General features: G+C 57.3%; 23 protein-coding genes. 8 read left to right on the top strand and 15 right to left on the bottom strand.

Annotated features, from left to right (window positions below; translation table 11 throughout):
• Nucleotides 1-233: 233 nt before the first annotated feature.
• The 3 genes from H1Y61_RS22090 to hisS form a co-directional block, all read right to left on the bottom strand.
• A complete protein-coding gene (locus H1Y61_RS22090) occupies nt 234-563 on the bottom strand; it encodes a hypothetical protein (RefSeq protein WP_180574844.1) in 330 nt (109 codons plus the stop codon).
• A 295-nt stretch (nt 564-858) separates the two neighbouring features.
• Nucleotides 859-1,299 carry a protein kinase gene (locus tag H1Y61_RS22085; RefSeq protein ID WP_180574843.1) on the bottom strand — a complete coding sequence of 147 codons (441 nt, stop codon included), beginning with the start codon at nt 1,297-1,299 and terminating at the stop codon, nt 859-861.
• A gap of 371 nt (nt 1,300-1,670) precedes the next feature.
• Nucleotides 1,671-3,266, bottom strand: coding sequence for a histidine--tRNA ligase (hisS, locus tag H1Y61_RS22080; RefSeq protein ID WP_180574842.1), 1,596 nt, complete (start codon nt 3,264-3,266; stop codon nt 1,671-1,673).
• 112 nt (nt 3,267-3,378) lie between these two features.
• Here hisS and H1Y61_RS22075 point away from each other — a divergent pair, with 112 nt between their 5' ends.
• The 5 genes from H1Y61_RS22075 to H1Y61_RS22055 all read left to right on the top strand — a co-directional run bounded on the left by H1Y61_RS22075 (nt 3,379) and on the right by H1Y61_RS22055 (nt 7,031).
• Nucleotides 3,379-4,143 carry a hypothetical protein gene (locus tag H1Y61_RS22075; RefSeq protein ID WP_180574841.1) on the top strand — a complete coding sequence of 255 codons (765 nt, stop codon included), beginning with the start codon at nt 3,379-3,381 and terminating at the stop codon, nt 4,141-4,143.
• A 36-nt stretch (nt 4,144-4,179) separates the two neighbouring features.
• Complete coding sequence (locus H1Y61_RS22070) at nt 4,180-5,289, top strand: glycosyltransferase family 4 protein (RefSeq protein ID WP_180574840.1); 1,110 nt, start codon at nt 4,180-4,182, stop codon at nt 5,287-5,289.
• A gap of 44 nt (nt 5,290-5,333) precedes the next feature.
• On the top strand, nt 5,334-5,717 hold the full coding sequence (locus tag H1Y61_RS22065) for a hypothetical protein (RefSeq protein WP_180574839.1): 384 nt from the start codon (nt 5,334-5,336) through the stop codon (nt 5,715-5,717).
• 71 nt (nt 5,718-5,788) lie between these two features.
• Nucleotides 5,789-6,154 carry a CopM family metallochaperone gene (copM, locus tag H1Y61_RS22060; protein ID WP_174112764.1) on the top strand — a complete coding sequence of 122 codons (366 nt, stop codon included), beginning with the start codon at nt 5,789-5,791 and terminating at the stop codon, nt 6,152-6,154.
• A 175-nt stretch (nt 6,155-6,329) separates the two neighbouring features.
• On the top strand, nt 6,330-7,031 hold the full coding sequence (locus tag H1Y61_RS22055; RefSeq protein ID WP_180574838.1) for an HAD family hydrolase: 702 nt from the start codon (nt 6,330-6,332) through the stop codon (nt 7,029-7,031).
• Here the strand turns inward: H1Y61_RS22055 and H1Y61_RS22050 are convergent.
• On the bottom strand, nt 7,020-7,667 hold the full coding sequence (locus H1Y61_RS22050) for a DNA-3-methyladenine glycosylase I (RefSeq protein WP_180574837.1): 648 nt from the start codon (nt 7,665-7,667) through the stop codon (nt 7,020-7,022). The two genes, H1Y61_RS22055 and H1Y61_RS22050, sit on opposite strands and share 12 nt — an antisense overlap.
• Nucleotides 7,668-7,861: 194 nt before the next feature.
• Between H1Y61_RS22050 and H1Y61_RS22045 the strand changes: the two genes are divergently transcribed.
• On the top strand, nt 7,862-8,662 hold the full coding sequence (locus tag H1Y61_RS22045; protein ID WP_234903473.1) for a L,D-transpeptidase: 801 nt from the start codon (nt 7,862-7,864) through the stop codon (nt 8,660-8,662).
• Nucleotides 8,663-8,789: 127 nt separating this feature from the next.
• Nucleotides 8,790-9,488: a L,D-transpeptidase gene (locus H1Y61_RS22040; protein ID WP_409068191.1), complete on the top strand. Its 699-nt coding sequence runs from the start codon at nt 8,790-8,792 to the stop codon at nt 9,486-9,488.
• 216 nt (nt 9,489-9,704) lie between these two features.
• On the opposite strand, the gene H1Y61_RS22035 is transcribed toward H1Y61_RS22040, so the two are convergent.
• The 3 genes from H1Y61_RS22035 to recX form a co-directional block, all read right to left on the bottom strand.
• Entirely contained in the window at nt 9,705-12,389 is a 2,685-nt protein-coding gene (locus H1Y61_RS22035) for a LuxR C-terminal-related transcriptional regulator (RefSeq protein ID WP_180574836.1), read from the bottom strand.
• 141 nt (nt 12,390-12,530) lie between these two features.
• Nucleotides 12,531-13,265 (bottom strand): 4'-phosphopantetheinyl transferase family protein, encoded by a 735-nt coding sequence (locus H1Y61_RS22030; protein ID WP_180574835.1) that lies wholly within the window; start codon nt 13,263-13,265, stop codon nt 12,531-12,533.
• 63 nt (nt 13,266-13,328) lie between these two features.
• A complete protein-coding gene (recX, locus tag H1Y61_RS22025; RefSeq protein ID WP_180575251.1) occupies nt 13,329-13,907 on the bottom strand; it encodes a recombination regulator RecX in 579 nt (192 codons plus the stop codon).
• 137 nt (nt 13,908-14,044) lie between these two features.
• Between recX and H1Y61_RS22020 the strand changes: the two genes are divergently transcribed.
• Complete coding sequence (locus tag H1Y61_RS22020) at nt 14,045-15,070, top strand: NADP-dependent oxidoreductase (protein ID WP_180574834.1); 1,026 nt, start codon at nt 14,045-14,047, stop codon at nt 15,068-15,070.
• Nucleotides 15,071-15,076: 6 nt separating this feature from the next.
• Here H1Y61_RS22020 and H1Y61_RS22015 read toward each other — a convergent pair whose 3' ends face one another.
• From H1Y61_RS22015 to chrA, 8 genes are all read right to left on the bottom strand, one after another.
• A complete protein-coding gene (locus H1Y61_RS22015) occupies nt 15,077-15,559 on the bottom strand; it encodes a GNAT family N-acetyltransferase (protein WP_180574833.1) in 483 nt (160 codons plus the stop codon).
• An 83-nt stretch (nt 15,560-15,642) separates the two neighbouring features.
• Nucleotides 15,643-16,251: a hypothetical protein gene (locus H1Y61_RS22010; RefSeq protein ID WP_235680926.1), complete on the bottom strand. Its 609-nt coding sequence runs from the start codon at nt 16,249-16,251 to the stop codon at nt 15,643-15,645.
• Between the two features lie 304 nt (nt 16,252-16,555).
• The gene (ileS, locus tag H1Y61_RS22005; protein WP_180574832.1) at nt 16,556-19,456 is read right to left on the bottom strand and encodes an isoleucine--tRNA ligase; all 2,901 of its coding nucleotides are present in this window, start codon (nt 19,454-19,456) and stop codon (nt 16,556-16,558) included.
• 484 nt (nt 19,457-19,940) lie between these two features.
• Nucleotides 19,941-21,416 carry a monocarboxylate uptake permease MctP gene (mctP, locus tag H1Y61_RS22000; RefSeq protein ID WP_180574831.1) on the bottom strand — a complete coding sequence of 492 codons (1,476 nt, stop codon included), beginning with the start codon at nt 21,414-21,416 and terminating at the stop codon, nt 19,941-19,943.
• Entirely contained in the window at nt 21,406-21,603 is a 198-nt protein-coding gene (locus H1Y61_RS21995; RefSeq protein WP_012654120.1) for a DUF3311 domain-containing protein, read from the bottom strand. The genes mctP and H1Y61_RS21995 overlap by 11 nt, the downstream gene beginning before the upstream one ends.
• A 154-nt stretch (nt 21,604-21,757) precedes the next feature.
• Nucleotides 21,758-22,738 (bottom strand): bifunctional riboflavin kinase/FAD synthetase, encoded by a 981-nt coding sequence (locus H1Y61_RS21990; protein WP_180574830.1) that lies wholly within the window; start codon nt 22,736-22,738, stop codon nt 21,758-21,760.
• Nucleotides 22,739-22,750: 12 nt separating this feature from the next.
• Nucleotides 22,751-23,602, bottom strand: coding sequence for a TIGR01459 family HAD-type hydrolase (locus H1Y61_RS21985; protein ID WP_180574829.1), 852 nt, complete (start codon nt 23,600-23,602; stop codon nt 22,751-22,753).
• Between the two features lie 106 nt (nt 23,603-23,708).
• Nucleotides 23,709-25,055 carry a chromate efflux transporter gene (gene chrA / locus H1Y61_RS21980; protein ID WP_180574828.1) on the bottom strand — a complete coding sequence of 449 codons (1,347 nt, stop codon included), beginning with the start codon at nt 25,053-25,055 and terminating at the stop codon, nt 23,709-23,711.
• Nucleotides 25,056-25,216 lie beyond the last annotated feature (161 nt).

The raw sequence follows: 25,216 nt of genomic DNA, 5'->3' as shown, positions 1-25,216 counted from the left end.
GCTCAAAACTTGTCACTGTTTCATCTCCAGAATAGAGAACCTACCAGTTTGGCAGGGAAAAGTGGACCCCGGCTGTCCCGAAAAGACAAACGATAACAAAAGAATCGAGCGTCTGTGAGGTTCGGAAAGCACAGTACACGCCGCAAACGTTTTTCGGCTTCGCCGCCCCCTCTTGCCTCTGCCGCCACCTTCTCCCCGATTGGGAGAAGAGACCTGCGGCATCCTTGTGCCTTCTACGCGCAGCAAAAGCGGTTTCCCGCAGCCTCACGATAAGACTCAGTGCTGTCGTGTTGACCTCTTCTCCCCAGCGGGGAGAAGTCCCCGGCAGGGGGATGAGGGGGGCGAAGCCAATTCATCAAGTGACGTCGTGTTGCCAGAAAAATCCAGAAGACGAAGCCAAGCAGCGGTAATTTATGATCACCATTCGGCGAAAGGCTGCTGGCGGCGATGGGCGCGGCCACGCCGACGGTGAGGCAGACGGTGGACAGCCGGTCGAACCACGAGGCTTCGAGCTTTTTCATCTCGTTCCATTGCGAAACTGGAATGGGGGCGCTGTCTTGCAAAACGGTCTCCGTGGCCTTCGCTGCCGCTTCAGATTACCGGAGCTAGAGCGGGGCGTCACCCCGCAAACGCCTTGGTTATCGTCAATCCTCAGGCAAATGACGGCCCCCTGAGAGGGTCCAGTTTATTGACAAACTCCGATCTCGGCATTTCGTCACCCTCGGGCTTGTCCCGAGGGTCTGCTGTCTCCGAATAAGTCTTTGACGTTGATGGATTAAATTATCGTGCTTAGATGCTCGGCACAAGGCCGAGCATGACGTTGAGGATACATGCAAGGGCTTTGTCAGCAGTCTGGGCCTATCCGAGGGTCTGGTGTTGTCTCAAGAATTGCCGCACGCGCTCAAGGGCGTCAGCCGGATCGGACTGGCGGTGGTATTCTTCGAGAATGATCTGTTCGATCTGCTGACGGATGGTCCGGCGCCCCAATTCTTCGCTGTCGGGCAGGGTGCGGTTCTGTGGCAGCAGGGCGTTGCGGGCTTCCTCGATCCGGGTTTGAAGGTTTGTTGCCGCGTCGAGAATGGTGACGTCGACAATCTCCGCCGAGTCTTCCGGGCGCTGGGGCGGTTGGTAAATTGCCACTTCGGGTGGTGTTCCCGGTCTCTCCCGCCTGTGGCGCAGCAGCAGGGCCAACACGCTGATCGCAAAAACCGGCGGTGTCACGATGACCAGCGCCTTGATCCAGTCGGATGAGGATTGCCACGTATCGAAAAGATCGGCCCAGAGGTTGTAATCGGCCATTGTCCATTGCCTCCCACGCTTGAAAACCAAGCGATCGCCAGAGAACGGTCTCTGGCGATCGGGGAGGTAGAAAAGCCGCAAGAAGAACGACCGCCCTGGCCTTTAAGCCGAAGCTCTGGACATACGCCAAGGCCTCCCCGACCATAGAAGGATGGAGAGTGGACCATATAGACATAGCCCACCGCCTCAGCCACAAACCTATGGCTGAGGGGTGTCTTTATAACGACCGACACCGGCCGCTTCTCGAGGAGTTTCTACGCTCCGGGATCGGTGCGTTACAACCGATCCTGAATTGGTTCTAGCGTATAAAGAGTGGAGGGGGAAGGGGGCGTTAGAGGGCGTAATATTCTCTTTTGCCGACTTCGAAAACCCTACTTCGCCCGCGCCCGATCTTCCGCCTGGGCGGCCAGAATTTCTTTCACCTTGGCAACAAGCTCTGCTTCCGGCACGACAATTTGCGCCACGCGGGCTTCGCGCCATTCGGTGTTGTCGGTGATCTCGCCCGACAGACGCTTGCCTTCGATCAGGTCTTTGATCTGCACCACGCCCTGTTCGCGCTCATCGCCGCCCTGGATGATGGCGATGGGGGAGCCGCGACGATCGGCATATTTCAGCTGATTGCCGAATTTCTTCCAGTTGCCCTGATACATTTCAGCGCGAATGCCTTCATTGCGAAGCGCCTGGGTAAAGCGCTGATAGCGCCCCATGCTCTCGACATCGCCATCCATGACCGTGATCAGAACCGGCGCGATTACTTCGTCAGCACCCAGCTTGCCCAGGTTCTTCAAGGCCGTCATCAGGCGGGAGACGCCAATGGAAAAGCCGGTGGCCGGAACGGGCTGGCCCATGAAGCGCGATACGAGGCCATCATACCGCCCACCGCCGCCGACCGAGCCAAACACGACCTTTTCGCCTTTTTCGTTGGTGACGTCGAAGGTCAGTTCGGCTTCATAGACGGGGCCGGTGTAGTATTCTAGGCCGCGGACGACGGAGGGGTCTATTTTGATGCGGTCAGGGCCGTAGCCTGCTGACTCAACTAATTGCCAAATTTGCTTAAGTTCAAAGATACCTTCAACTCCAATGGGGGAGTCCTTGAAGTTATTGTGAAGAGTGTCAAATATCGCGCCGCGCACTGCTTTAGGTCCGTCCAGCACAATGCCGGGAACCGGATTCTGCATTAGAGGATGAGACCCAAGCATAGCTTCAGCGGTCTGCAAGATAGCGATAAACTCGAGCAATTTGGTTACTTGAGGCTCGCTAAGCCCTACGCCTTTTGTGAAGTCGCCAGATTCGTCCTTGCGCCCTTGGCCGAGCAAAAGCTTCACGCCCTCCGGACCGAATTTATCTAATTTGTCGATGGCGCGTAGTGCGTTCAAACGTTGAGTGGCTTTATCGTTACCCCCAAGACCAATTGTTTCAAGCACCCCATCCAACACCTTGCGGTTGTTCACCCGGATCACGTAATCACCACGCTTGATGCCCAGTGCTTCCAGAGTATCGGCCATCATCATGCACATTTCGGCATCAGCCTGCACGCCCGGCGCGCCAACGCTGTCGGCATCGAACTGCATGAACTGGCGGAAGCGGCCCGGACCCGGCTTTTCGTTGCGGAACACATAGCCGGCGCGGTAGGTGCGGTAGGGCAGCTGGATCTCGTTGAAATTTTCCGCGACATGGCGGGCGAGCGGTGCGGTCAGGTCGTAGCGCAGGCTCATCCATTGCTCGTCATCGTCCTGAAGCGAGAACACGCCTTCGTTGGGGCGGTCGCTGTCGGGCAGGAACTTGCCAAGCGCATCGGTATATTCAAACAGCGGCGTCTCAATGGGATCGAAGCCGTAGCGCTCATAGACTTCGCGGATTTTCGCGGTCATCTCGTTGACAGCGCGGATATCATGGGCTTGCCGATCCACGAAACCACGCGGCAGGCGGGCTCTCAGTTTCTGGGGCTTTTTGGTCTTTTCGCTCATGATCGGCACCGAATGCTAGGGGAGTGTGTGTTGCGGCTGTCTTAGTGGATGACGCCTTGAGCGGCAAGGCCGAAGGCTGGTTTCGGCCCGACGCCGATGCTATAGGCCGGGAATGATCCTCGAAGCGCTGAATTACGCGGCAACATGGTGGGTGACGTCGAAAGCGCATCGGCCTTATATCCGCTATTCCATCAATCTCTGGTCGCGCGCTCGTCGCTGCGCCAGCGATTGGGCCGAGCATGAGCGCAACTGCAAGCGGTCGATCCTACATGCGGCACAGCCGATCATGCCGCGCCGAACGGTTGTCGTGCTTGGCTCCGGCCTGCTGCGCGATGTGCCTGTTTTGGAATTGTCACGGGCCTTCGATACCGTCGTGTTGGTGGATCTGGTGCATGTTGCCAGTGTTAGGGCCTGGGTGGCGATGAAGGGGCTGAAAAACGTCCGCTTTATAGAGCGCGATCTCTCCGGCTACGATGCACTGAAACAGGGAGAGGTGCCGGAACCGCTGGATTTCCTGCGTCGCGTTCCCTGGCTTGATCTGGTGGTCTCGGCCAATCTTCTTTCCCAGATCGGTATGGGTGCCAAAAAGCGCCTGGCCGGGGAGCAGGCGGGGGCGATGCCCTGGGATAGCGTCGCCCGGCTGATCCGCGCCCATCTCGACGGGCTGGCACTATTGCCCGCCCGCACCTGTCTTCTCACGGATATTTCCTTCTCCGTCATCGACCGCAATGATGTGCTGCGCGAGGAAACCGATCTTCTGGCGGGTATTGCTCCGCCTGAAGCAGAGCATGGCTGGGATTGGCCCGTCGTGCCGCTGGGGGAAGAGAGCAAGGACTACCGGATTGTTCACAAGGTCATCTATACTTTGTCAGGTTGATTCGAAATATTGCTGACGTGAGTCATTGGGGGCTGCGTGAATTTTCTGTTTCTCGATCCGGGTGGTGGTGATTACGACCCGGAAACGCCGCTGCAAAAGCCACTCGGCGGCACGCAATCCGCCATTGCCTATCTTTCCGAGGAATTGGTCAAGGCTGGTGCCACGGTGACCCTGATGAACAATCCCAGCCGGGAGCGGGTGGTCAGAGGTGTTCGGCTGGTGGCAAGCAGTACGATCGGGCGTGAGGGGTTCGGCCAATTCGATATCGTCGTCGTGGTATCGGTGGCGTTGGGCATCAAATTTCGTCAGGTCGTACCGAAGAGTATTCCCATGGTGCTCTATTGCCATCATGCTGCCGATCAGGTGTCGGTTTCGACCCTGCGCAATGCGGAGGAACGTGCCGTCTGGGACGCCTTTGTCATGGTGAGCGATTGGCAGCTCAACGATTATGCCACGGCCTTTGGCCTTGAACCAACGCGGGCGGCGGTGATCGGCAATGCAGTATCTCCTGCGTTTCTGGAGCGTCCCTTGCAACCGGCATGGTTTGAGATCGGCGCTCCGCCAGTCCTGACCTATACCAGCACACCCTTTCGCGGATTGGATATTCTACTGTTAGCTTTTCCATCCATTCGCGCCCGGGTGTCAGGGGCAGAGCTTAAAATTTTCTCGGGCGTAAAGATTTATACAGCTGATGGGCAGAATGACCCCAATGCCTATCTCTATGAAGTTGCACGCAGCCTAGCGGGTGTGACTTACCAAGATTCGGTTTCGCAGAAAAAACTGGCTGATGTCATGGGGAATGCAGCTGCTTTGACTTATCCATCGACATTCGCGGAAACATTTTGCATAGCCGCTGTCGAAGCCTTGGCTAGCGGGGCGGATGTGCTGACGACGCGACTTGGTGCGTTACCGGAAGTTCTAAATGGACTCGGTCAGTTCATGGATATGGCACCATCCTACCGGCAACTCGCGCAGAATTATATCGAATTTGCCAGCGAGGCTTTGGTTGCGATGAAGCGAGATCCAGCGGCGGCCGCAGCACGGCGCCAGGAACGGACGGACTATGTCCGGACCCACTTCACCTGGGCGCGCCGGGCGCAGCAATGGCTGGATCTGGCAGGCCAGCTCAAGAGCCGGAAGGGCTGATCGAAAATGCTTGCCTCATGAGGCGATTGGCATACACTGCTTCCATGGCTCTCGTTCTTCGCCTTATGCTGGTTATTGCCGCTCTGGCTTACGGTGTCATGCCCGTCAGCGGCATGGCAGCACCTGTCGGCATGGTTTCGCCGATGACGATGCAGGGTGCCGAAACACACCAAGGCCATGATGCGATGCCGACTGCATCGCCATTTCACGCAGCAAGTCCATCTGAGCATGTCCACAAGATGGATCGTAACTGTCCCGACCAGCACCAGGCAATGGGGTGTGGCCATTGCGCGGCCTGCGTGAGCCTGCTTGCGGATTTTTCCACTCTTTTGGGCAAGCCAATGGTGGGGGATGCGCCGTTGCCGTCATCTGCTCCTCGGCTGCTGTCGCTTGCCCCTCTGCCCTTGGTGCCGCCGCCCCGTTTCTGATGGATGAAAGAGCCCTGAATCCGGGAAAAGCCGGATTTCGACTGACTTGTCATCATCAGAAAGGGACCGTCATGGTCAAAACCATACTTCTTGCCGCAAGCCTGTTGCTTGCCACCACTGCCGCTTATGCTGAGGACACCATGAAAGGCATGGATCATTCCATGCCCTCGACCACGTTGAACGCGCCATCCAGCAAGGCTTTTACAGCCGCCAACGCCAGGATGCATAAGGCCATGGCCATGCCGATGACCGGCAATGCCGATGTGGATTTCGTGCGCGGAATGATTGCCCACCATCAGGGCGCTATCGACATGGCCAAGGTGGAGTTGCAATATGGCAAGGACGAAAAGATCCGCACGCTGGCCGAAGAGATCATCAAGGCGCAGCAGGGCGAAATTGCCATGATGCAGCAATGGCTTGAGATGCACGGTCAATAAACCGCTGCGGCTGTCTCGGGCAACTGATGCGCTTGAGGCAGCCATGCGGCTTGCCTACTGCATAATTCCTTAACTCGGAATCGATTTAGGGAGAAAATTATGCAGCAGATTTAAAGTGTTACAGCGTCCTTTGTGCGTTTTATAAAACGCACGGCGCTGTAGCTTGGAGGAAGAGATGACGCGGGCTCTGACCACCATTGGCCTCGATGCCGACGATACGTTGTGGCAGAACGAGCAATTCTACCGGCTGACGGAAGAGCATTTCCGGTCGCTACTGGCCGATTACGCCGAGCCGTCGATGATTTCGGATCGGCTATTGGAGGCGGAAAAGCGTAATCTGGCCCATTACGGTTTCGGCATCAAAGGTTTTACCCTGTCGATGATTGAGACCGCGCTGGAAATTACCGAGGGAAGGGCGCCCGGCACGGTGATCGGCGAGATTTTGGCGATTGGCCGCGATCTTCTCAGCCATCCCGTGGAAACGCTGCCCGGCGTGCGCGATGTGCTGGAAGCCTTGGCGGGGCGATATTTCCTGGTGATGATTACCAAGGGCGACCTGTTCGACCAGGAGCGCAAGCTGGCGCAATCGGGGCTTGGCGACTTTTTCGACGCGGTTGAAATCGTCTCCGATAAAAACGCCACTACCTATCGGCGGCTTTTTTCAAAGCACGGCGATGAGCCGGAACGCGCGATGATGGTCGGCAATTCACTGAAATCCGACATCGTCCCAGCGCTGGCGGTCGGTGCCTGGGGTGTGTTCGTGCCGCATGAACTGACCTGGGTTTTTGAGCATGTGGAAAAGCCTGTCGATGCACCGCGCTTTCGAGAATTACCTGAGATCAGCGCCTTGCCGGAACTTGTTGCCTCAATTGGCTGAAGGTTGGCTCGGTCTTACAAATCCGGCCTTCAACTGCTCCACAGTCTCCCGGCAGACGCAGCCTTCCAGGTGATCATTAACCAGTCCCATCGCCTGCATGAAGGCATAGACGGTGGTAGGGCCGACAAAACTCCAGCCGCGCTTCTTCAATTCCTTCGACAACCGGATTGAGGTGGGCGAGGTGGGATTGGCGCGCAGCGTCGCATAATCCATTTTTGCCGGGCGTTCTTCGGGACCAGGCTCAAAACGCCAGAAATAAGCGGCGAGGGAGCCGAACTCTGCCTGCAATTCCAAGGCCCGCCGGGCATTGTTGATGGTGGAAACGATCTTGCCGCGATGGCGTACGATGCCGGTATCGGCAAGGCAACGGGCTATGTCCGCATCATCGAATAGTGCCACTTTTGCAAAGTCGAAACCGGCAAAGGCGGCGCGAAAATTCTCCCGCTTGCGCAGAATGGTTAGCCAGGACAGGCCGGATTGAAAGCCTTCCAGGCAGATTTTCTCAAACAGGCGGTGGTCGTCGGTAACAGGGCGGCCCCATTCCTCGTCATGATAGCGACGGTAATCGGCAAGTCCCCCGTGCCACGAACAGCGCCATACGCCAGCGTCATCTGCAATCAATCCCGCACTATCCATTCCCGCTCCCCTTGTTCGATTTTTTGTTTACTCTTTGTTCACTGTATTTTCAAACGAAATACTAACCCTGACAAAAGCTTTCCTGCTTGGCGGCAATTTGAATGAATGCGTGTTTACCTTTTCCACAAGTGGCGGTGGCAGGTTGATCCCAACGGACTGTGGGTCCTGATCGTTTTAAAAAATGGGTTTAGCCGATGCTGTCACCGCGTTTTCTCCTGAAAGCCTGTTTTGCCTTGTCAGTGACACTCACCTGGCCCGCTATAGTCGGGCAAGCTGTGGCGCAGGATCGCTATCAAACCCGGCCACCGGTTGTCGTCAGTCCGGACCTTGCAGCGCCATGGCTATTGCAATTGGGTGTGCGGGTCGAGCCACCAGCCGTTAATCCGAGCAGGCCTTCTGTCGCCCAGCCCGTTTACTATCGCCCGGTGACCAAGCCGGTTCCGCAACAATACCGCCAACCTGCCGCTTCCGCCGCACCGCTGCGGCCTGCGCTTCAACAAGCGACGGCCATGCCCGCGCCCAGACAGATGTCATCGACGCCCGCACAATTCCTGCCGCAGGTTGTCGCTTACCAGACCAGAGAAAAGCCGGGCACGCTGGTGATCGACACGAATAATCGCTTTCTATATCTGGTGATGGACGGAGGAATGGCCCGCCGCTATGGCGTCGGCGTCGGCAAGCCCGGTTTTGAATGGGCGGGCGAGCACAAGGTGACCCGCAAGACAGAGTGGCCGGAATGGATTCCGCCGCAGGAAATGATCGCGCGCGAAGCTGCCAAGGGCCATTATCTGCCAGCCCGTATGCAGGGTGGGCCGGAAAATCCATTGGGAGCACGGGCGCTTTATCTTGGCTCGACCCTCTACCGTATTCACGGGACCAACGCGCCATGGACAATCGGCTATGGCGTGTCTTCAGGCTGCATCCGCATGCGCAATCAGGATGTAACCGATCTCTATGGCCGCGTACCCGTGGGTACGAAAGTCATCGTGATGTGACCAGAGGCAGGCTGCTGAGTTTACGTCACACTCTTGTCACTTTTTTGACAAAATCGACCGGAGACGGCTTGCAACATTGCTAAGCTTGGATAGTTTTACTCGAACTGTTTGGAGAGGGAAATTGCCTATGCGGATGAGGGGAACGGGTGTGGCGATGGCCGCGTTGATGATGGCAGCACTGGCCTTGCCAGCTTCAGGCGCGGCAGCAGCACCGAGAGCGGACGATCCGGCCAACTCGACGGCCAGCAGCGTTGTAACACCGCAGATGATGAAGCGGGAAGTTCCCGACAAGTTCAAGCGGCGGCTGGTGCGGCTCAGAACCGATGAGGCGCCGGGTACTGTTATCATCGATACCAATAACAAGTTCCTCTATCTCGTCGAGGGCAATAACCGGGCGATCCGCTACGGCGTCGGCGTCGGGCGCGAGGGTTTCGGCTGGTCGGGTGTCGTCAATATCGGTCGCAAGGTGGAATGGCCAAGCTGGCGTCCGCCGGAAGAAATGCGTGTGCGTGAAGCGCGTCGCGGTCATATCCTGCCCGTCGTACAGGAAGGAGGGCCTGATAATCCGCTCGGTGCGCGCGCCATGTATCTCTACAAGGGCAATCGCGATACAATTTTTCGCATCCATGGCACCAATCAGCCATGGTCGATCGGGCTGAACCTGTCCTCGGGTTGTATCCGTATGAACAACAAGGATGTCGAGGATCTCTATGCCCGCGCCGAAATCGGCAGCAAGGTTATCGTGGTAGGTCCTGGAAATAAGCAGGGCGAAGTGAGTTTCGATGACCGTGGTATCGACCTGTTGCGGACGATCTTCGGCGGCTGATGCCGGGTTTTCGCTGTCGAGAAATTTCGAATATCTCACATGCATCAAAGGCTTGAGATATTCGAAAGCGAAATTAGAAGAGTCGTGTTCAATGACTCTTCTTATAATATGCAATTTGACGACGACTTGCTTGGTGCAGCCAGGCTAAGCTGATCCCGCGCCTTGCAAAACCAAACAAGAATTCGGCCATCTACTTACCTTGCTATAAAACTGCAATTACAGTGAGATGCCAGCGCGGCGAGCGGCACCGACTGCGGCGGTGCGGGTAGTGACCTTGAGCTTTGCGAAAATATTGCGCAGATGAAATTTGATCGTGTTGTCGCTCAAGGCCAGTTTACGACCGATTTCCTTATTGCTGAAGCCCTGGCTGAGCAGCGCCATGACAGCAAGCTCCCTGTCTGTCAGCGCGGATGACGAGAGACCATGAAGCGGCACGTCTTCGCTGATCTCCGGCGCCACCTTTCCTTCCGGTAGCAGGGCTTGCAGCCGTTGACGCAGAACTGCCGACATCGGGCTTTCCTCGGCAATTGCCCTGAGATCGCCCAGGAAATCGTCGCCTTCAATCCAGATCATGGCCCGAAAATCTTCCATCGGAAAGGTCAACAGCAGATCTTCCAGGCGGGCCGCAACGATCTCGCGTTTTTCCTCGGCAATCAACAGACGCATGTCGAGAAGCGCCAGTTCCACGCTGCGAAGATCGTGGATTTTCGTTGGTTGCTGGCTGATCAGGATGGAAAGCGCTTGTCTGGAGCGCTCGAGATCGCCGCGAACCAAATGGATGCGTGCCCAAAGCAGAGCCGGCGTCAATCCACGCAAATGGATCGCCAGACTATTATCCGGCACCGAGGTGATGTCTTCCATGCCAAAGCCATGGGCCTTTGCGTAGCGAATCGCCTGCTCGACATCACCGCTTTCCAACAGGAGCAACACCCGGGCGCCGTCGATCAGCCGGATCAACCGATGAAAACCACGCCGCTTGGCCGCCGACCGTGTCCGGTCCGCCAGTGCATGGGCTGCTGTCATGTCGCCTTCTAGGCGGAAGATCATCTGCTGGGCGGTAAACCCAGCGGCCAGAAGATCGAACCAGGCATCATGGCGTTCCAGATGCGGCAAGGCCCAGCGCAGACAAGCACCGGCGGCCTCCAGATCGCCACGCATGACCAGCAATTCTGCCTTGAGCACCTGTCCCAAGGCGTCGAGATCGGTGCCCTTGCCAATGCAGGCCTGCACTTCATCGATCAATTGCTGATAATACTCCTCGGCGCCGGAGCAATCGCCACTGAAAAAAGCAGCCTGGCCGATATGGGTGTACAGATGTACCGCGCCGAAATCAGCACCGCCGTCACGGAACGTCTGAACCGCGAGATGGCCGTAATGCAAGGCCCGATCCATGTCGCTGCGGTCGAGAAAATTATAAGACAGCATATTCAACACCATGGCGCGGTGTACGAGTTCGGTGCTGGCAATGTCTGTCAGATCGTTTTCCAATGCGGCCAAGTCTTCGGCGCAGGCAGGGCGGTCGAAATACAGCCCCAGCAGGACACGGACCACTCGCAGATCACTGGTAAACGTATCCGGAGCAGCCGTGTCGGCTCTCTCCGCAATACCGAGATAATGGTTGGCGGCATCAAGATGCCCGGCTTTGGCACTGACCACCGACAGGCCAAGCGTGGTCAGTGGAAAACAGGTGAGATCAATGGCCGAAACATTGGCCATGATGGAGTTGAACACGCTGGCACCCCCTCGGCTGGTCGTATAGACCCGCCGCCAGCCGCCGCTGGTCTCGACGATTTCCGCAGCCAGATTGGCATTGCCACTCATCAGCGCATGGCGCACGGCAGCATCGAAATCGCCGGTCGATTGGAACCAGCGCGCCGCCCGTTCCAGAACATCCTGGACTTGATAGCCACGTCGAGCGGCCTCTTCCTTCAGGAAGGCATTGAAAACCGGGTGATAGCGGATCCAGCCTCCTCCGCCTGCGAGCATAGCGATTGGCAGGGCATGATCTCCCAACTTGCCAAGCAAGTCGGCGCTATGGGCATCGGCGAAGACGGCCTCAACCAGATCGCGGTTGACGGTGGGGAAAGGCGCCGTCTTTAAAAGCAGTTCCTGCACATCTTCAGGCAGGTTGGCAAAGACCTGCTCCGACAAATAGCTACCCATTTCGGCGTTGCCGCCGTCGAAGGTGGTGAACAGCGTGCCGCCATCGACATTTTCGGCAATCAGCAACCGGATCATCTGCAAGGCAACCGCCCAGCCTTCCGTCCTTTTATTGAGCCCAGCCACTTGCGCCCGGCTCAAGCTGGCAGTCTGTCCGGCAAAAAACTCCTCAGCTTCCTGGTCGGAAAACCCCAGTTCGGCAATATTGACCTGGCGGAATTCGCCTTTCAACCGCAGGGCGGACACCGGAAAGCGCGGTGGCGTGCGCGAAATCAGCACCAGTTTCAGGTGATTCAGCGTCTGGTCGCCCAACAGCCGCGCGACGATTGCTTCGGTCGCATCCGTCTGGGCGAAGTGATAGTCATCCAGAAACAGGATGACCGGCTCGGTGATCTTGCGCAACCGCGTGGATAACAAGGCCAGAAGCGAGGCGACGGTCATGCTGGAGTCGACACCCGTGCCTTCTTCCAGACGCAGGGCATTGACGGCTTCCAGCAGCAGCAGCAGGAACTGTGTCTGGTCGCTATATTCCTGATCCAGCGCAAGCCAGGACAGGCTGTAGCCTTCGGCGCGCAGGGTATCGAACCATTGCGCAGCCAGGGATGTCTTGCCATAGCCAGCCGGCGCAATGATGGTGGTCACCCGTTTCAATCCGCCAGCGGAAAGATGCGACAGGATTGCCCTGCGCTTGATCGCGCTCTGGGTACTGATCGGGGGCTGAAATCGCAGAGTGAAGTTCATGAAGAAAACGTGCTATGTCGCATCCGCTTTGGCAAGCCTGTTCTGATGTAATCGAAAGATTACAAACATATCAACCGGTAAAAAATTATATTAACCAAGCAAAACCCATGTAATTTTTAGGGTATTATTGCAAAAGCTAAATTATAACGCAGCCTCATCTTTCGCAAGCCTGATGCCGGTATGAACCAGACCCGGCGTCAGGCAAAAGCGTCCTTCGATCACTGTTCCCGCCGGAAATTCCACATGGAGGCGTGACAGCAATTCGGCGGTAAACAGACCATCCCGATCCGGATCGATCCGGATCAGCGCGTCTTCGAACCAGAACATTTTTTCAACCAATGGATAAAGACATTTGAACAGGCTCTCCTTGGCAGAGAACACCAGGGTGGTATGAAGTTCCGGCAAAAGAGAGCTGCTGGCCCCAAACCTGTCTTCCGGACCGCAGATCCGCTCTCGGACATTGCCCATGACCTGCGCTGTCATAATCTGTTCTGTGTCCATGCCAAGGCTGCGAACTCGAGCCGCATCGGCAACGGCTGCCGCAGCAAATCCGTGCGTATGGGTGATCGAGCCGACCAGCCCTGGGGGCCAGACCGGTTCGCCACGCGGTCCAGATGTAACGGGTGCCGCAGGCTGGCCGGTTTGCGCCGCAATCGCCTCCATGGCGCAGAACCGTCCGCCCACATATTCCGCCTTGCGCTTGGCGACCGCCTTTCCCATGCTTTCCGGCAGGGGCACGCCAAGTTCAATCGCCGCTTCGGGCGTAAAATCATTGTGACGGAAGCAAACAGCGCGATGCGAGATGAAGGCCTCGAAAAGCGGAGGCACAGGGCATGAGGAGTATATTTCCACCTGATTATTGGCCCGCTGGCTCATGAAAAACCCTTGAATACGTCTTGAATTGAAAGAAATGCAGATCAACCCACCGGCAAGCCTCGCTTACAGCGGTTGTTGCAACAAATACTCTTCGGCCTCTTCGCGTGACATGGCAAGCACGCGTTGCACCAGATCGAAGCCAAAGCCATTGCGTGCCATGCCCGACATTTCCTTCATTCTCTGCCGTTCATCGCCGTCGCTGCGGCGAAAGGGGCCATAGCCGCGCTTTCTGGCAAATCGAATGGCCGCGGGCAGGTCGTCCATATCCTCTAGCGCTGCCCTCACCACGTCCTTCTCGATACCCTTGCGCGCCAGGGTCTGGGCGATAGCACGTCTGGATTTGCCGCTGCGCGCCGCCGATTGCGACTTGATCTGCGCATACGCATCATCGTCCAGCGCCAGCATCTGGCGGCCAAAGCGCACGGCTTCGGCGGCCAGCGCCTCCACCGTCTCCGGCTCGATGCCCTCATATTTCTGTCGTGCCTTGCGGGAGACGGCATCGCGCAATTCCCGCTCGCTCATCATCCGTCGGCCAAGGCGATAGGCGGCAGAGTTGCGCGCCCAGGCTATCATCCGCGGTTTCGGCTGCAAAGGGTCAGGTTGGGCCTCGCTGTCGAACAGGATTTGCGTCTCGCCTGTCATCTCGCTCGTCGTTCCAATGCTGGCCATGCCTCTATTGTTCGTCCCATGATGGACGCTATATCACTTTGTCATGGAAGACGACAGGACCGCCGAGAGCGTGTCCTCAAGCCAATGTGAATTCTGGAATGAAAGACATCATGACACATCAACAAAACCTTCAAGTTCAGCTTGCGTCCCGCCCAACCGGCGCTCCAGCGGCCGATAATTTTCGGCTGGAAACAGGCTCTGTGGGCGAACCCACTAACGGCGAGGTTCAGCTGCAAATCCTCTATCTATCTCTTGATCCCTATATGCGCGGACGCATGAGCGCTGCAAAATCCTATGCCAAGCCGGTTGAGATTGGCGCTGTGATGGAGGGCGGCACAGTCGCCCGCGTGCTCCGCTCAAGACACAATGATTTTCAAGAGGGAGATATCGTTCTCTCTCATTCCGGCTGGCAAAGCTATGCGATTGCCAAAGGTGAGACGTTGCGCAAGATCGATCCGTCGGCAGCCCCGATCAGTACCGCGCTCGGCGTGCTGGGCATGCCCGGCTTTACCGCCTATGCGGGATTGCTGACCATCGGCAAGCCAAAGCCCGGCGAAACGGTCGTGGTGGCCGCGGCCAGCGGCGCGGTTGGCTCTGCGGTCGGTCAGATTGCCCGCCTCAAAGGTGCGCGCGCGGTTGGCATTGCTGGCGGGGCTGACAAATGCGCTTTTATCAAAAACGAACTCGGTTTCGATGCGGTCGTTGATCACCGCTCTCCTGACTTTGCCCAGGAGCTGGCACAGGCCTGCCCTGATGGCATCGACGTTTATTTCGAAAATGTCGGTGGTGATGTCTGGAAAGCGGTGTTCCCGCTGCTCAATAGCTTTGCACGTGTGCCGGTCTGCGGTCTGATCGCCCAATATAACCAGTCCGTGGAGGATGCGTCCGGCCCGGACCGTCTGCCGATGACCATGCGCGATATTCTAACCAAGAGCCTGACCGTGCGGGGTTTCATCCAACGCGAATTTGTTGATCAGTTTCCGCAATTCCAGCGGGAGGCGGCAGGCTGGATTGCCGATGGATTGCTGCGCTACCGGGAAGACATTGTCGATGGGTTGGAAAACGCCCCTCAAGCCTTTATCGGCCTGTTGGAGGGCAAGAATTTCGGCAAATTGCTGGTGCGCGTCTCCGAATAAGAGTCATCATCTTCCGGCGGCAAAATCCGCAAGCTTGTCGCCGGAAAGCCGGTAGCGGATCCATTCGGTTTGCGGCTCTGCACCAACAGCATCATAGAGCCGGATGGCTGGCTCGTTCCAATCCAGCACGCTCCATTCGAACCGGCCACAGCCGGTATCGACAGCAAGCTTTGCCAGATAGCGCAGCATGGCCCGCCCAGCGCCGCCGCCGCGATGGGCTGGATCGATGTAGAGATCTTCGAGATAGAGTCCCTTGCGGGCCTGCCAGGTTGAGTAATTATAGAACCAGATCGCGTGACCAACAGGGGTCCCCTGCTTTTCCAAGACTACGGCAAAGGCAATGGCTCCGTCACCAAACAACGATTGATGCAGGCTTTCTGCTGTAGCCTTCACTTCGTGTTCGGCTTTTTCGAAAATCGCCAGATCGGTGATGAAGCGAAGGATAACGGGCACGTCGTCTGGACGCGCTTTGCGGATGGAGAAATCCATATAGGAACCTCAAAAGAAAAGCAGGCCATTTCGGGCCTGCTTGATATTTAGCTGAAAACACAAAGGCTTGGAAAGACCAGAGCTTATTGGAAAGGCATCCACCAGGATTTATTGGAATTGGACATTTCCGCTTCCTTCTGGCGACGCTTTTCCTTCTTGGCTTCCGGTTCACCCAGATCGTCCAACTTGGCCTGGTCAACTTCACGGTAGGAAGCTGGCGGATCGGACAGAACCCGGCGCTGGTCGATATAGGCGCCCTTCTGAAGCTTGCGGGCGTCGCGGAAGGCCTGCCATTTCTGGGTTTCAGTCATCGTCCCGTTGGTGCCGTTGCCTTCGAGAAGCGGCGAACGATAGCTTTGGTTGCCACGGTTGGCATCGGCTTCGGCCACAAGCCTTGTGCGGGTGTCCTCGGGGCTTTCGACCCACTCGGGATTATCCTTGCTGGCCAGGGATTGCTGCGGCTGCACCAGCTGCGCGGTCTCACCCTTGGGTGGCAGGACGAGGTCCGGGCGCGGGTTATATGCCGTGACTGTCGTTTTCTTCTTGCTACCGATAGAGGCGGCAGAGCCAACATCTTCCACCAATTGTTCCATAGACGTTTTATCTGTGCCATAGGTCGGGCTGCTGGTGCAGCTGCTCAAGGCAGAGCAGGCAGCAAACATGCCAACAAGAACCATCCGTGCCTTAACCATTAATACCTTCCAGCCTTTTTCATGTCCCGGATACAAAGCTCCGTCAGTCGTCGTGAACATCTCTCCATTCAGCCTCATGCTGAACCAACGGATATTCGCATCGCTGTCGCGTATGGCTTCAGATCGGAACCTCCCGCGCGCCTTATACAGCAAGCTTAGGAGAACATCAAATCGACCATACCGGCACCATCCTGAATAATTATCAGGCGGCATCTTCCCGCCTGATAGAAAATTCCGGCCAATTTCAGGCAGCTTCTACCGGATGATCCTAAAAAGCGCAAATCATCCGGTAAATATTCATCTGTCAGCCAAGTGTCAGTTCGCGCAAGGCCGCCGCATCCCGTGCCGAAACATCGGGATAACAAGGGTCGGAGCCGACATCGTCGGTGATACGCCAGGAGCGGGCGCATTTGCGGCCCTCCGCCAGTTTCGGTTCGACGCAGACCGTACCCACATCTGATAACCGGAAGGCATCAGACGGACCTTCGCCCGCCACCACCGAAATGGCCGAGGTGATGCAGATTTCAGCGAAATCTTGACCCTCAAGGGCGGCCAGCAGATCGGCATCAGCAATATGTACGACGGGAGCCGCTTCCAGCGAGGAGCCGATGCGCTTGTCCTTGCGCTCCACTTCCAGCGCGCCGGTCACGACGGAGCGCACCTTGCGGATCTTTGCCCATTTGCCGTCCAGCACCTGGTTCAGCCACTGCGCCGGGATCGGCGGGAACTGTTCCAGATGCACGGAAACCGCATCCGGCTTGCGCGACAGCCAGGCTTCCTCTGTGGTGAAGGGCAGCATTGGCGCCAGCCACAGCACCATGCAGTCGAACAGCTTGCGGATCACGAACAGGGACGCACGGCGGCGCGGCGAAGACGGCGCGTCGCAATAGAGCGCATCCTTACGGATATCGAAGTAGAAGGCCGACAGCTCGACATTGGCAAAATCGGTCAGCGCACGGGTGATCTTCTTGAACTCGAAAGCGTCATAGCTGTCGCGCACAAGCACATCCAGCTCGGCCAGCCGATGCAGCATCAGCTTTTCCAGCTCTGGCAAGGCCTCATAGGCAATGTCTTCGCCATGGTCATGCGCCAGCGTGCCGAGCATCCAGCGAACCGTATTGCGGATCTTGCGATAGGCATCGACATTGGTCTGGATGATGGCTTTGCCCAGACGCTGATCTTCCCAGTAATCGGTGTTCATCACCCACAGACGCAGGATATCGGCACCGGACTGGGCCATAACATCCTGAGGCGAAATGGTATTACCGATGGATTTCGACATTTTACGACCATCTTCCGCCATGGTGAAACCATGGGTGATGACGGCATTGTAAGGCGCACGGCCACGAGTGGCGCAGGATTCCAGCAGGGATGAGTGGAACCAGCCGCGATGCTGATCAGAGCCTTCGAGATAGACATCAGCAGGCCATTTCAGGTCCGGACGGTCTTCCAGCGTAAAGGTGTGGGTGCAGCCCGAATCGAACCAGACATCGAGAATGTCGCGCACCTGCGTCCAGCGCTCCTGATCATTCACGCCTTCGAGGAAGCGTTCCTTGGCACCGTCAGCAAACCATGCATCCGCGCCCTCAACCTCAAAGGCTTCCAGAATGCGGGCATTGACGGTCTCGTTTTGCAAGACTTCGCCTGCCTCATCGGCAAACACGCAGATGGGAACGCCCCATGCGCGTTGGCGCGACAGAACCCAATCCGGGCGACCTTCAATCATGGCGCGCAGGCGGTTCTGGCCAGCGGCGGGTACGAAACGGGTATCGTCAATGGCACCAAGGGCGCGTGAGCGCAGCGTGGTGCCATCGCCCAATTCCTTATCCATATAGACAAACCATTGCGGCGTGTTGCGGAAAATCACCGGCTTCTTGGAGCGCCATGAATGCGGATAATCATGCTTGATCCGGCCACGGGCAAACAGGTTGTTGGCAACGATCAGTGCCTTGATGACACGCTCGTTGGCATCACCCTTTTTGCCGTTGTCGTCCATCACGCGGGCAGCGCCACCTTCGGCCGATGGGCCAAAGCCGGGGGCGTCTTCGGTGTAGAAGCCTGCGTCATCGACGGTGAAGGGGATTTTGGACGAGATGCCACGGGCTTCCAAGTCGCGGGCAGCAGACATCCATGCATCAAAGTCTTCACGTCCGTGACTTGGAGCGGTGTGGACGAAGCCAGTACCAGCGTCATCGGTGACGTGATCGCCGTCGATGAGGGGGACTTTGAAATCGTAACCAAGATCGACCAATGGATGGGCGCAGACGATGGCTCCCAGTTCGTCACCGGAAACATCACGACGCAGTTCAAGCGTGATCTTGGCCTTGGTTGCGCAATCCTGCGCCAAACGCTTGGCGAAGATCAGCTTTTCACCCGGTTGCGGGCCGAAATCATTGGTCGCCTCGGTGACTTCATAGAGACCGTATTCGATCTTGGACGAGAATGAGATGGCGCGGTTTCCGGGGATAGTCCAAGGCGTGGTGGTCCAGATGACAACGGAGTTTCCCTGAAGATCAGCGCCACCCTCAACCACAGGAAACTTCACCCAGATCGTATCACTTTCGACCTCATGATACTCCACCTCGGCCTCGGCCAAGGCGGTGCGTTCCACCACCGACCACATGATCGGCTTGGAGCCACGATAAAGCTGGCCGCTCTTGGCGATTTTCAACAATTCGCCAGCGATGCGGGCTTCCGAATGGAAATTCATCGTGGTGTAGGGATTTTCAAAATCGCCCTCGATGCCGAGACGCTTGAACTCTTCCGACTGCACCTTGATCCAACCGGAGGCAAAATCACGGCATTCCTGACGGAATTCGTTGATCGGAACCTCGTTCTTGTCCTTGCCTTTTTCGCGGTATTTTTCCTCGATCTTCCATTCAATTGGCAGGCCGTGGCAATCCCAGCCGGGGACATAATTGGCATCATAGCCGCGCATCTGGAACGAGCGGGTGATGACGTCTTTCAGGATCTTGTTCAGCGCGTGGCCGATGTGGATATTGCCGTTGGCGTAAGGAGGGCCATCGTGCAGCACGAATTTTTCGCGGCCAGCCGAGGAGGCGCGGAGTTTCTTATAAAGCCCCATCTGCTGCCAGCGGGCAACGATTTCCGGCTCTTTTTGCGGCAATCCGGCGCGCATCGGAAACTCCGTCTGCGGCAGGGCCAGCGTGGCGGAATAGTCTTTTTTATCAGTGGTCTCGGTCATGATCTAGCCATAGATGAGAGGCGGCAAGAGTGCGCCTGAAAGAAGAGAAAGTCGGTGACGGGGCGTGGAAGAACACACGCCGAAAACCCGGACCCTCCGGCTGCTCCTAGAGCGCGCGGAAGGCCGGGCCAATAATTCGCCCGATACTACGGAAAGCTATGGTCAACCCGACTGTTCTCATGATGGCGTTTGTTTAAGCGGTTTCACACCGAAAGAGAAGAGGGAAAGAGACGAGGGAAAACAACAAAGCCTTGCGACCTCTATGATGTTTTTAAGGGGCAGCCTCCCTTTCTTCGTCATGCTCGGCCTCGTGCCGAGTATCTAACCCCATTGGCCACGGACGATTGTCAACTTACGTCAGCGCAACATCATGCCACGGCAGACCCTCGGGACAAGCCCGAGGGTGACGGCCCCGAGGATGACGGCACCGTCAAACGAAGCACCACCAGCGAGTCGGTAGAAGCCGCCGCGCTGGTTGACAATCTCACGCCCGCGCCGGTACCTTGGCTGGGGTGACAAGGTTGACCAGCACCGCCACGACAATATTGGCCAGCAGCGCCAGAATGCCGGTATAGACGGTGAACTGCGTGTCCCCGAAGCTCAGCGTATGCAGCGGCTTCAAGCCATTCAGCCAGACCAGCCAGGTGCCGCCGACAAAGCCGACCACCCAGCCCGCCAGCAGGCCGGGAACCCGGAACCAGTTGGAAAACAGCCCGAAGATCAACGCTGGCAAGGTCTGCAAGATCCAGACGCCGCCCAGAAGTTGAAGATCCAGCGCAAACTGGGTCGGCAGGAAGACGATGACCAGCAGCGCTCCGACCTTGACCACCAGCGAAGTGATTTTTGCCACCTGCGCTTCGCCTGCGTGCGACACATCCGGGTTGACATAGGCCTTCCAGAAATTGCGGGTGAAGAGATTGGCGGCACCAATGCTCATCACCGCTGCTGGCACCAGAGCGCCAATGGCGATGGCAGCAAAGGCAAAGCCCGCAAACCAGCTTGGAAACAGCGTCTGGAACAGCATCGGCACAATGTCATTCGGGGTGGCCGGTTTCAGGCCTGCGGCATGGCCCATATAGCCGAGCAGCGCCAAAAGCCCCAATAGCAGCGTATAGGCGGGCAGCAGCATGGCATTCTTGCGGATGGTATTGGCACCGTTGGAGGCAAAAATGCCCGTCAGCGTGTGCGGATACATGAAGGCCGCCAGCGCCGAACCGAAGGCCAGCGTCGCATAGGCCACATATTGATTGCCGCCCAGCAAAAGACCGCCGGAACCCTTGGTCTGGAAGGCAGCATCGGCGCTGGCGAACACGTTGGCATAGCCGCCAAGCTTCATCGGGATCGCGGCGACAGCAACAATCACCACGATATAGATCATGATGTCCTTGACGAACGCAATCAGCGCCGGAGCGCGCAAGCCTGCGGAATAGGTGTAGAGCGCCAGAATGATAAAGGACACCATCAGTGGCACTTCGCCATGCAGGCCAAGCGCTTTCAGCACGGCGGCCATGCCGACCAGCTGAAGGGCGATATAGGGCATGGTGGCAATCACCCCTGTCAGCGCTACCACCAGTTCCAAAGCACGAGAGCCGTATTGGCCATGCACGACATCGCCTGCCGTCACATAGCCGTGCTCCTTTGCACGCCGCCACAAAACCGGCATGACCAGAAACACAAAGGGATAGACAATGATCGTGTAGGGCAGCGCGAAGAACCCATAGGCGCCAACCGCATAGACCAGCGCCGGAACGGCAATGACCGTATAGGCGGTATAGAAATCGCCACCCACCAGAAACCACGTGATCCAGGTGCCGAATTTGCGCCCGCCAAGCCCCCATTCATCGATATGGGCCATGGTCTCCGGCTTGCGCCAGCGCGAGGCGACAAAGCCCATGACGGTGACAAGTGCAAAGAAGAAGATGAAGACGGCAAGCGCCGTGGGATCGATCTCAGTCATCATGGGGCATGCTCCTGTAGGCGATGTAAATCAGGAGCGATGTCAGAGGCACCCACATCAACTGATACCAGTAGAAAAATGGAAAGCCGAACAGCGACGGCTCACGAATATTATAAAATGGAACCCATAACAGGCCAATATACGGAATAACCAGCAGCCAGCAGGCCGCTGTCCAAATACGTTTTTGCATGAAACCCTCTCCCGCAAAAGCAGAGGCGCAACTGCATTGCGCGCCTCAACGTATCTCCGATCATTTCCGATTCATCGCTGGGCTGCAACCGGCAAATGCCCGGCATTCAGGCTGTAAAAAACCGAAGCCTTTAGTTGAAGGGCTGACAATGGCGTCAAAAGGCTATTTTTCGATCCAGTTCGCCAAGGGGCTTCACGCCCGCCAGCAACGCCCTGGCCTCCTCAGCATCCTGCCTGATCTGGGCGACCAGCGGATCCAGGCCCTCAAATTTCCACTCGTCACGCAGATGACCGAAGAAGGACACGCCACAGGTTTCCCCATAAAGATCGCCAGAGAAATCGAAGACGAAGGTTTCAAGCAGCGCCGCACCGTTGTCCGTTACCGTCGGGCGATAACCGAAACTGGAAACGCCATCGTGTATCGAACCGTCGGCCCGGCGCAGTCGCACGGCATAAATGCCGGGTCGCAAGGTGGTTTGGGGCGAGAGCGCCATGTTGGCGGTGGGAAAGCCCAGGGTGCGGCCAAGCTGCTGGCCCTTGATAACCTCGGCCTCGACCGTGAAGCGATAGCCGAGCAGGCCAGCCACTTCGCTGACAGCACCCTCTGCCAACAGACCGCGAATACGGGTGGAAGAAACAACCTCGGCATTTTCATCGCGGAAGGCATCGAGAAGTGTGACACCGAAACCGTATTGCGCGCCCATCCCCATCAGGAAGGCCGGGCCGCCTTCGCGCCCTTTGCCGAAATGAAAATCGAAGCCGGTCACCACTTGAGCAGCCCCCAGCCAGTCCACCAGCACGGTCTTGACGAAATCCTCGGCGGAACGCTGCGAAAATTCCCGGTCGAATGGATATTCGATCACCGACTGAAACCCCATCGCCTCCAGAAGGCGGGCCTTGAGCGGCGCCGGGGTCAGCCGAAACACCGGGGCCTGTGGGGCGAACACCGCACGGGGATGCGGCTCAAAAGTCAGAACCAGAGCGGGAGCGCCGCGTTGCTGTGCCAGTTCGAGCGCCCGATTAAGCACGGTCTGGTGGCCACGATGCACACCATCGAAATTGCCGATGGCAACAACGCCGCCCTTCAGGCTGTCGGGCAGCGGGGTCTTCTTCTCATTGCGGTGAAAAACGGTCATTGCACTTTTCCGTCAGGCCAAGCGGGGCATCCACCACTTTGGCGTCGCGGCTTCTCGCTCCAGGTAAGCGTTCAGCATCGTCTCGTCTGTCTTGCCGTTATTGGTATATTCGGCTGCATGGATACCGCCGCTCACATAGAGAAGGTCAAGGCCGAAGCTGAGCGCGCCCCTCACGTCGGTTGGCATACCGTCACCGATGGCGATGATGCGGCTGCGGTCAATCTCAGTGCCGCGTATTTCCTGTGCTTTTGCCAGGGCCGCCTCATAAATCGGATTGTGCGGCTTGCCAGCATAGCGGGTTTCACCACCCATTTCAGCGTATATCGCTGCCAGAGCGCCGGCGCAGGGGACGAGCTTGTGGCCACGCTCCACGATCAGATCGGGATTGGCAACAATCATCGGAAGTTTGCGCTGGTTCAAGCCTTCAAGCATCCCGCGATAGTCTTCCGGCTGCTCCTCTTCGTCATTGAACAATCCCGTGCAAATAATGGCGTCGGCCTCGTCCGCCGGAACCAGTTCAACATCGAGCCCCTCAAACAGCGACAGATCCTGGCTCTGGCCGATCAGAAAAGCGCGGCGTGGGGCTTTTTCAATCAGTTTTCGCGTCACGTCCCCGGAAGAGACGATAGCGTCATAGGCCGTTTCTGGGACGCCAATTTGATCCAGCATTACCTTCACACGGTCAGATGGCCGTGAAGCATTTGTAATCAGCACGACGGAAACGCCATCGGCACGAGCTTGCGATAGGGCCTCTCCTGCCGCCGGGAAGGCATCAATTCCATTATGCAAAACGCCCCAGACATCCGAGAGGATGACGTCGTAACCCTGGGTGATTTCATTGAGCGTATCGATGCGTTTTGCCATGGAATCCATTGCCTGCTGAAAGAACTGGCCTGACATGGCAAAGCTGCGCCGCAATTGCAAGAGATTTGCCGGAACATCAGGGTTTTCAGCTCCGTTCTGACGCTGATCACACGGCTTCAAGATTCCACAGCAATCCAGCCACAGCAGCCAGACCCAGCACGATTACCATGTTGATCTTCAAACGCATCAGCAGAAGCGCCGAGCCTGCAAACAGAAACAGCGATGGGATATCGAGCGAAGCAAGATGCGGCCACCAAAGGCCTGGAGCACGCTCGCCCGGCCATAAGGTGCTGAAGGCAATTCGATCCACTTTTGTAAACAGCACATGCAGCCCGAACCAGACGGCGAGATTTCCGATCACCCCGACCACGGCAGCGGTAATGGCCGAAAGCGCTCCATCCGCCAGCCTATTGCCGCGCAAACGCTCGATCAACGGAGCACCAGCAAAAATGAAGACGAAGCTTGGCACGAAGGTTGCCCAGGCCGTCAGCAATGCCCCGGCCATGCCTGAGATCAACGGCATTACACTATCGGCATCACGAAACGCCGCCAGGAAACCGACGAAGGAGAGGACCAGGACCAGCGGTCCCGGTGTGGTTTCGGCCAGCGCCAGCCCATCGACCATCTCGCCGGGGCGCAGCCATTGATAATGTTCCACTGCCACCTGCGCCACATAGGCCAGCACGGCATAGGCCCCACCGAATGTGACAAGCGCCATGCGGGCGAAAAACAGGAAAATCTCGGTGAGCCTCCCGCTATCAAACAGCACCAGCAGGGCCAGCGGCGCCAGCCACAGACCTGCCCAGCCGAGAAGGGACAGCGCCATATGCCACCAATTCAGCGGTATTTTCACTGGGGCAGGCCCGGATGTTGGGACAGGCTGCCCATAGGCGCGGATCAGCCCGGCCAAGGCCGCCAGCAGGACGACGACAGGAAAGGGTAATGCCAGACAAAACAGCGCAAGAAAGGCCACTGCTGCGACAAGCCGGTGAAAGGTTGATTTCAGCGCCCGAGTGCCGATGCGGAGCAGCGCTTGCAGGACGATCGCCAGCACCGCAGCCTTCAACCCGAAAAACAGACCCGAAACCCAGACAATATCGTGGTAGAGCGCATAGGCCGCCGAAAGACCGATCATCACCGCCAGGCCGGGCAAGACGAAAAGCAATCCGGCAATCAGTCCGCCACGAATTCCGCCGTTTAACCAGCCGATATAGGTGGCGAGCTGTTGAGCCTCTGGCCCCGGCAAAAGCATGCAGTAGTTCAAGGCATGCAGGAAGCGCGCTTCGGAAAGCCAGCGTTTTTCATCGACGACGATGCGATGCATCAGGGCGATCTGTGCGGCAGGACCACCGAAGCTCAAGAGGCCAACGGACCAGAATACGGCACAGATTGTCCCCAATGGCACGACCGGAACATGCTCTTGCCCTTTTGCCATGTCAGAGAGTTCCGTCATGCGCCCGTCGTCCCTTTAAGGCATATATTTTTTGAACGGCCTCCTTGACTCAGTCAGAGGCCGTGCTTATCTCAGGCTCGCTAGCACTCAAACAGACAGAGTGCTAACAATATCCATGCGGGGCCGTTTCGGCCCGCGAATGTCATTTGATCGAGGGATTA

This window comes from Agrobacterium vitis, assembly GCF_013426735.1.
Taxonomy (GTDB): domain Bacteria; phylum Pseudomonadota; class Alphaproteobacteria; order Rhizobiales; family Rhizobiaceae; genus Allorhizobium; species Allorhizobium vitis_D.
The sequence above is the reverse complement of the archived record's forward strand: the minus strand, read 5'-3'. Positions and strand labels throughout refer to the sequence as shown.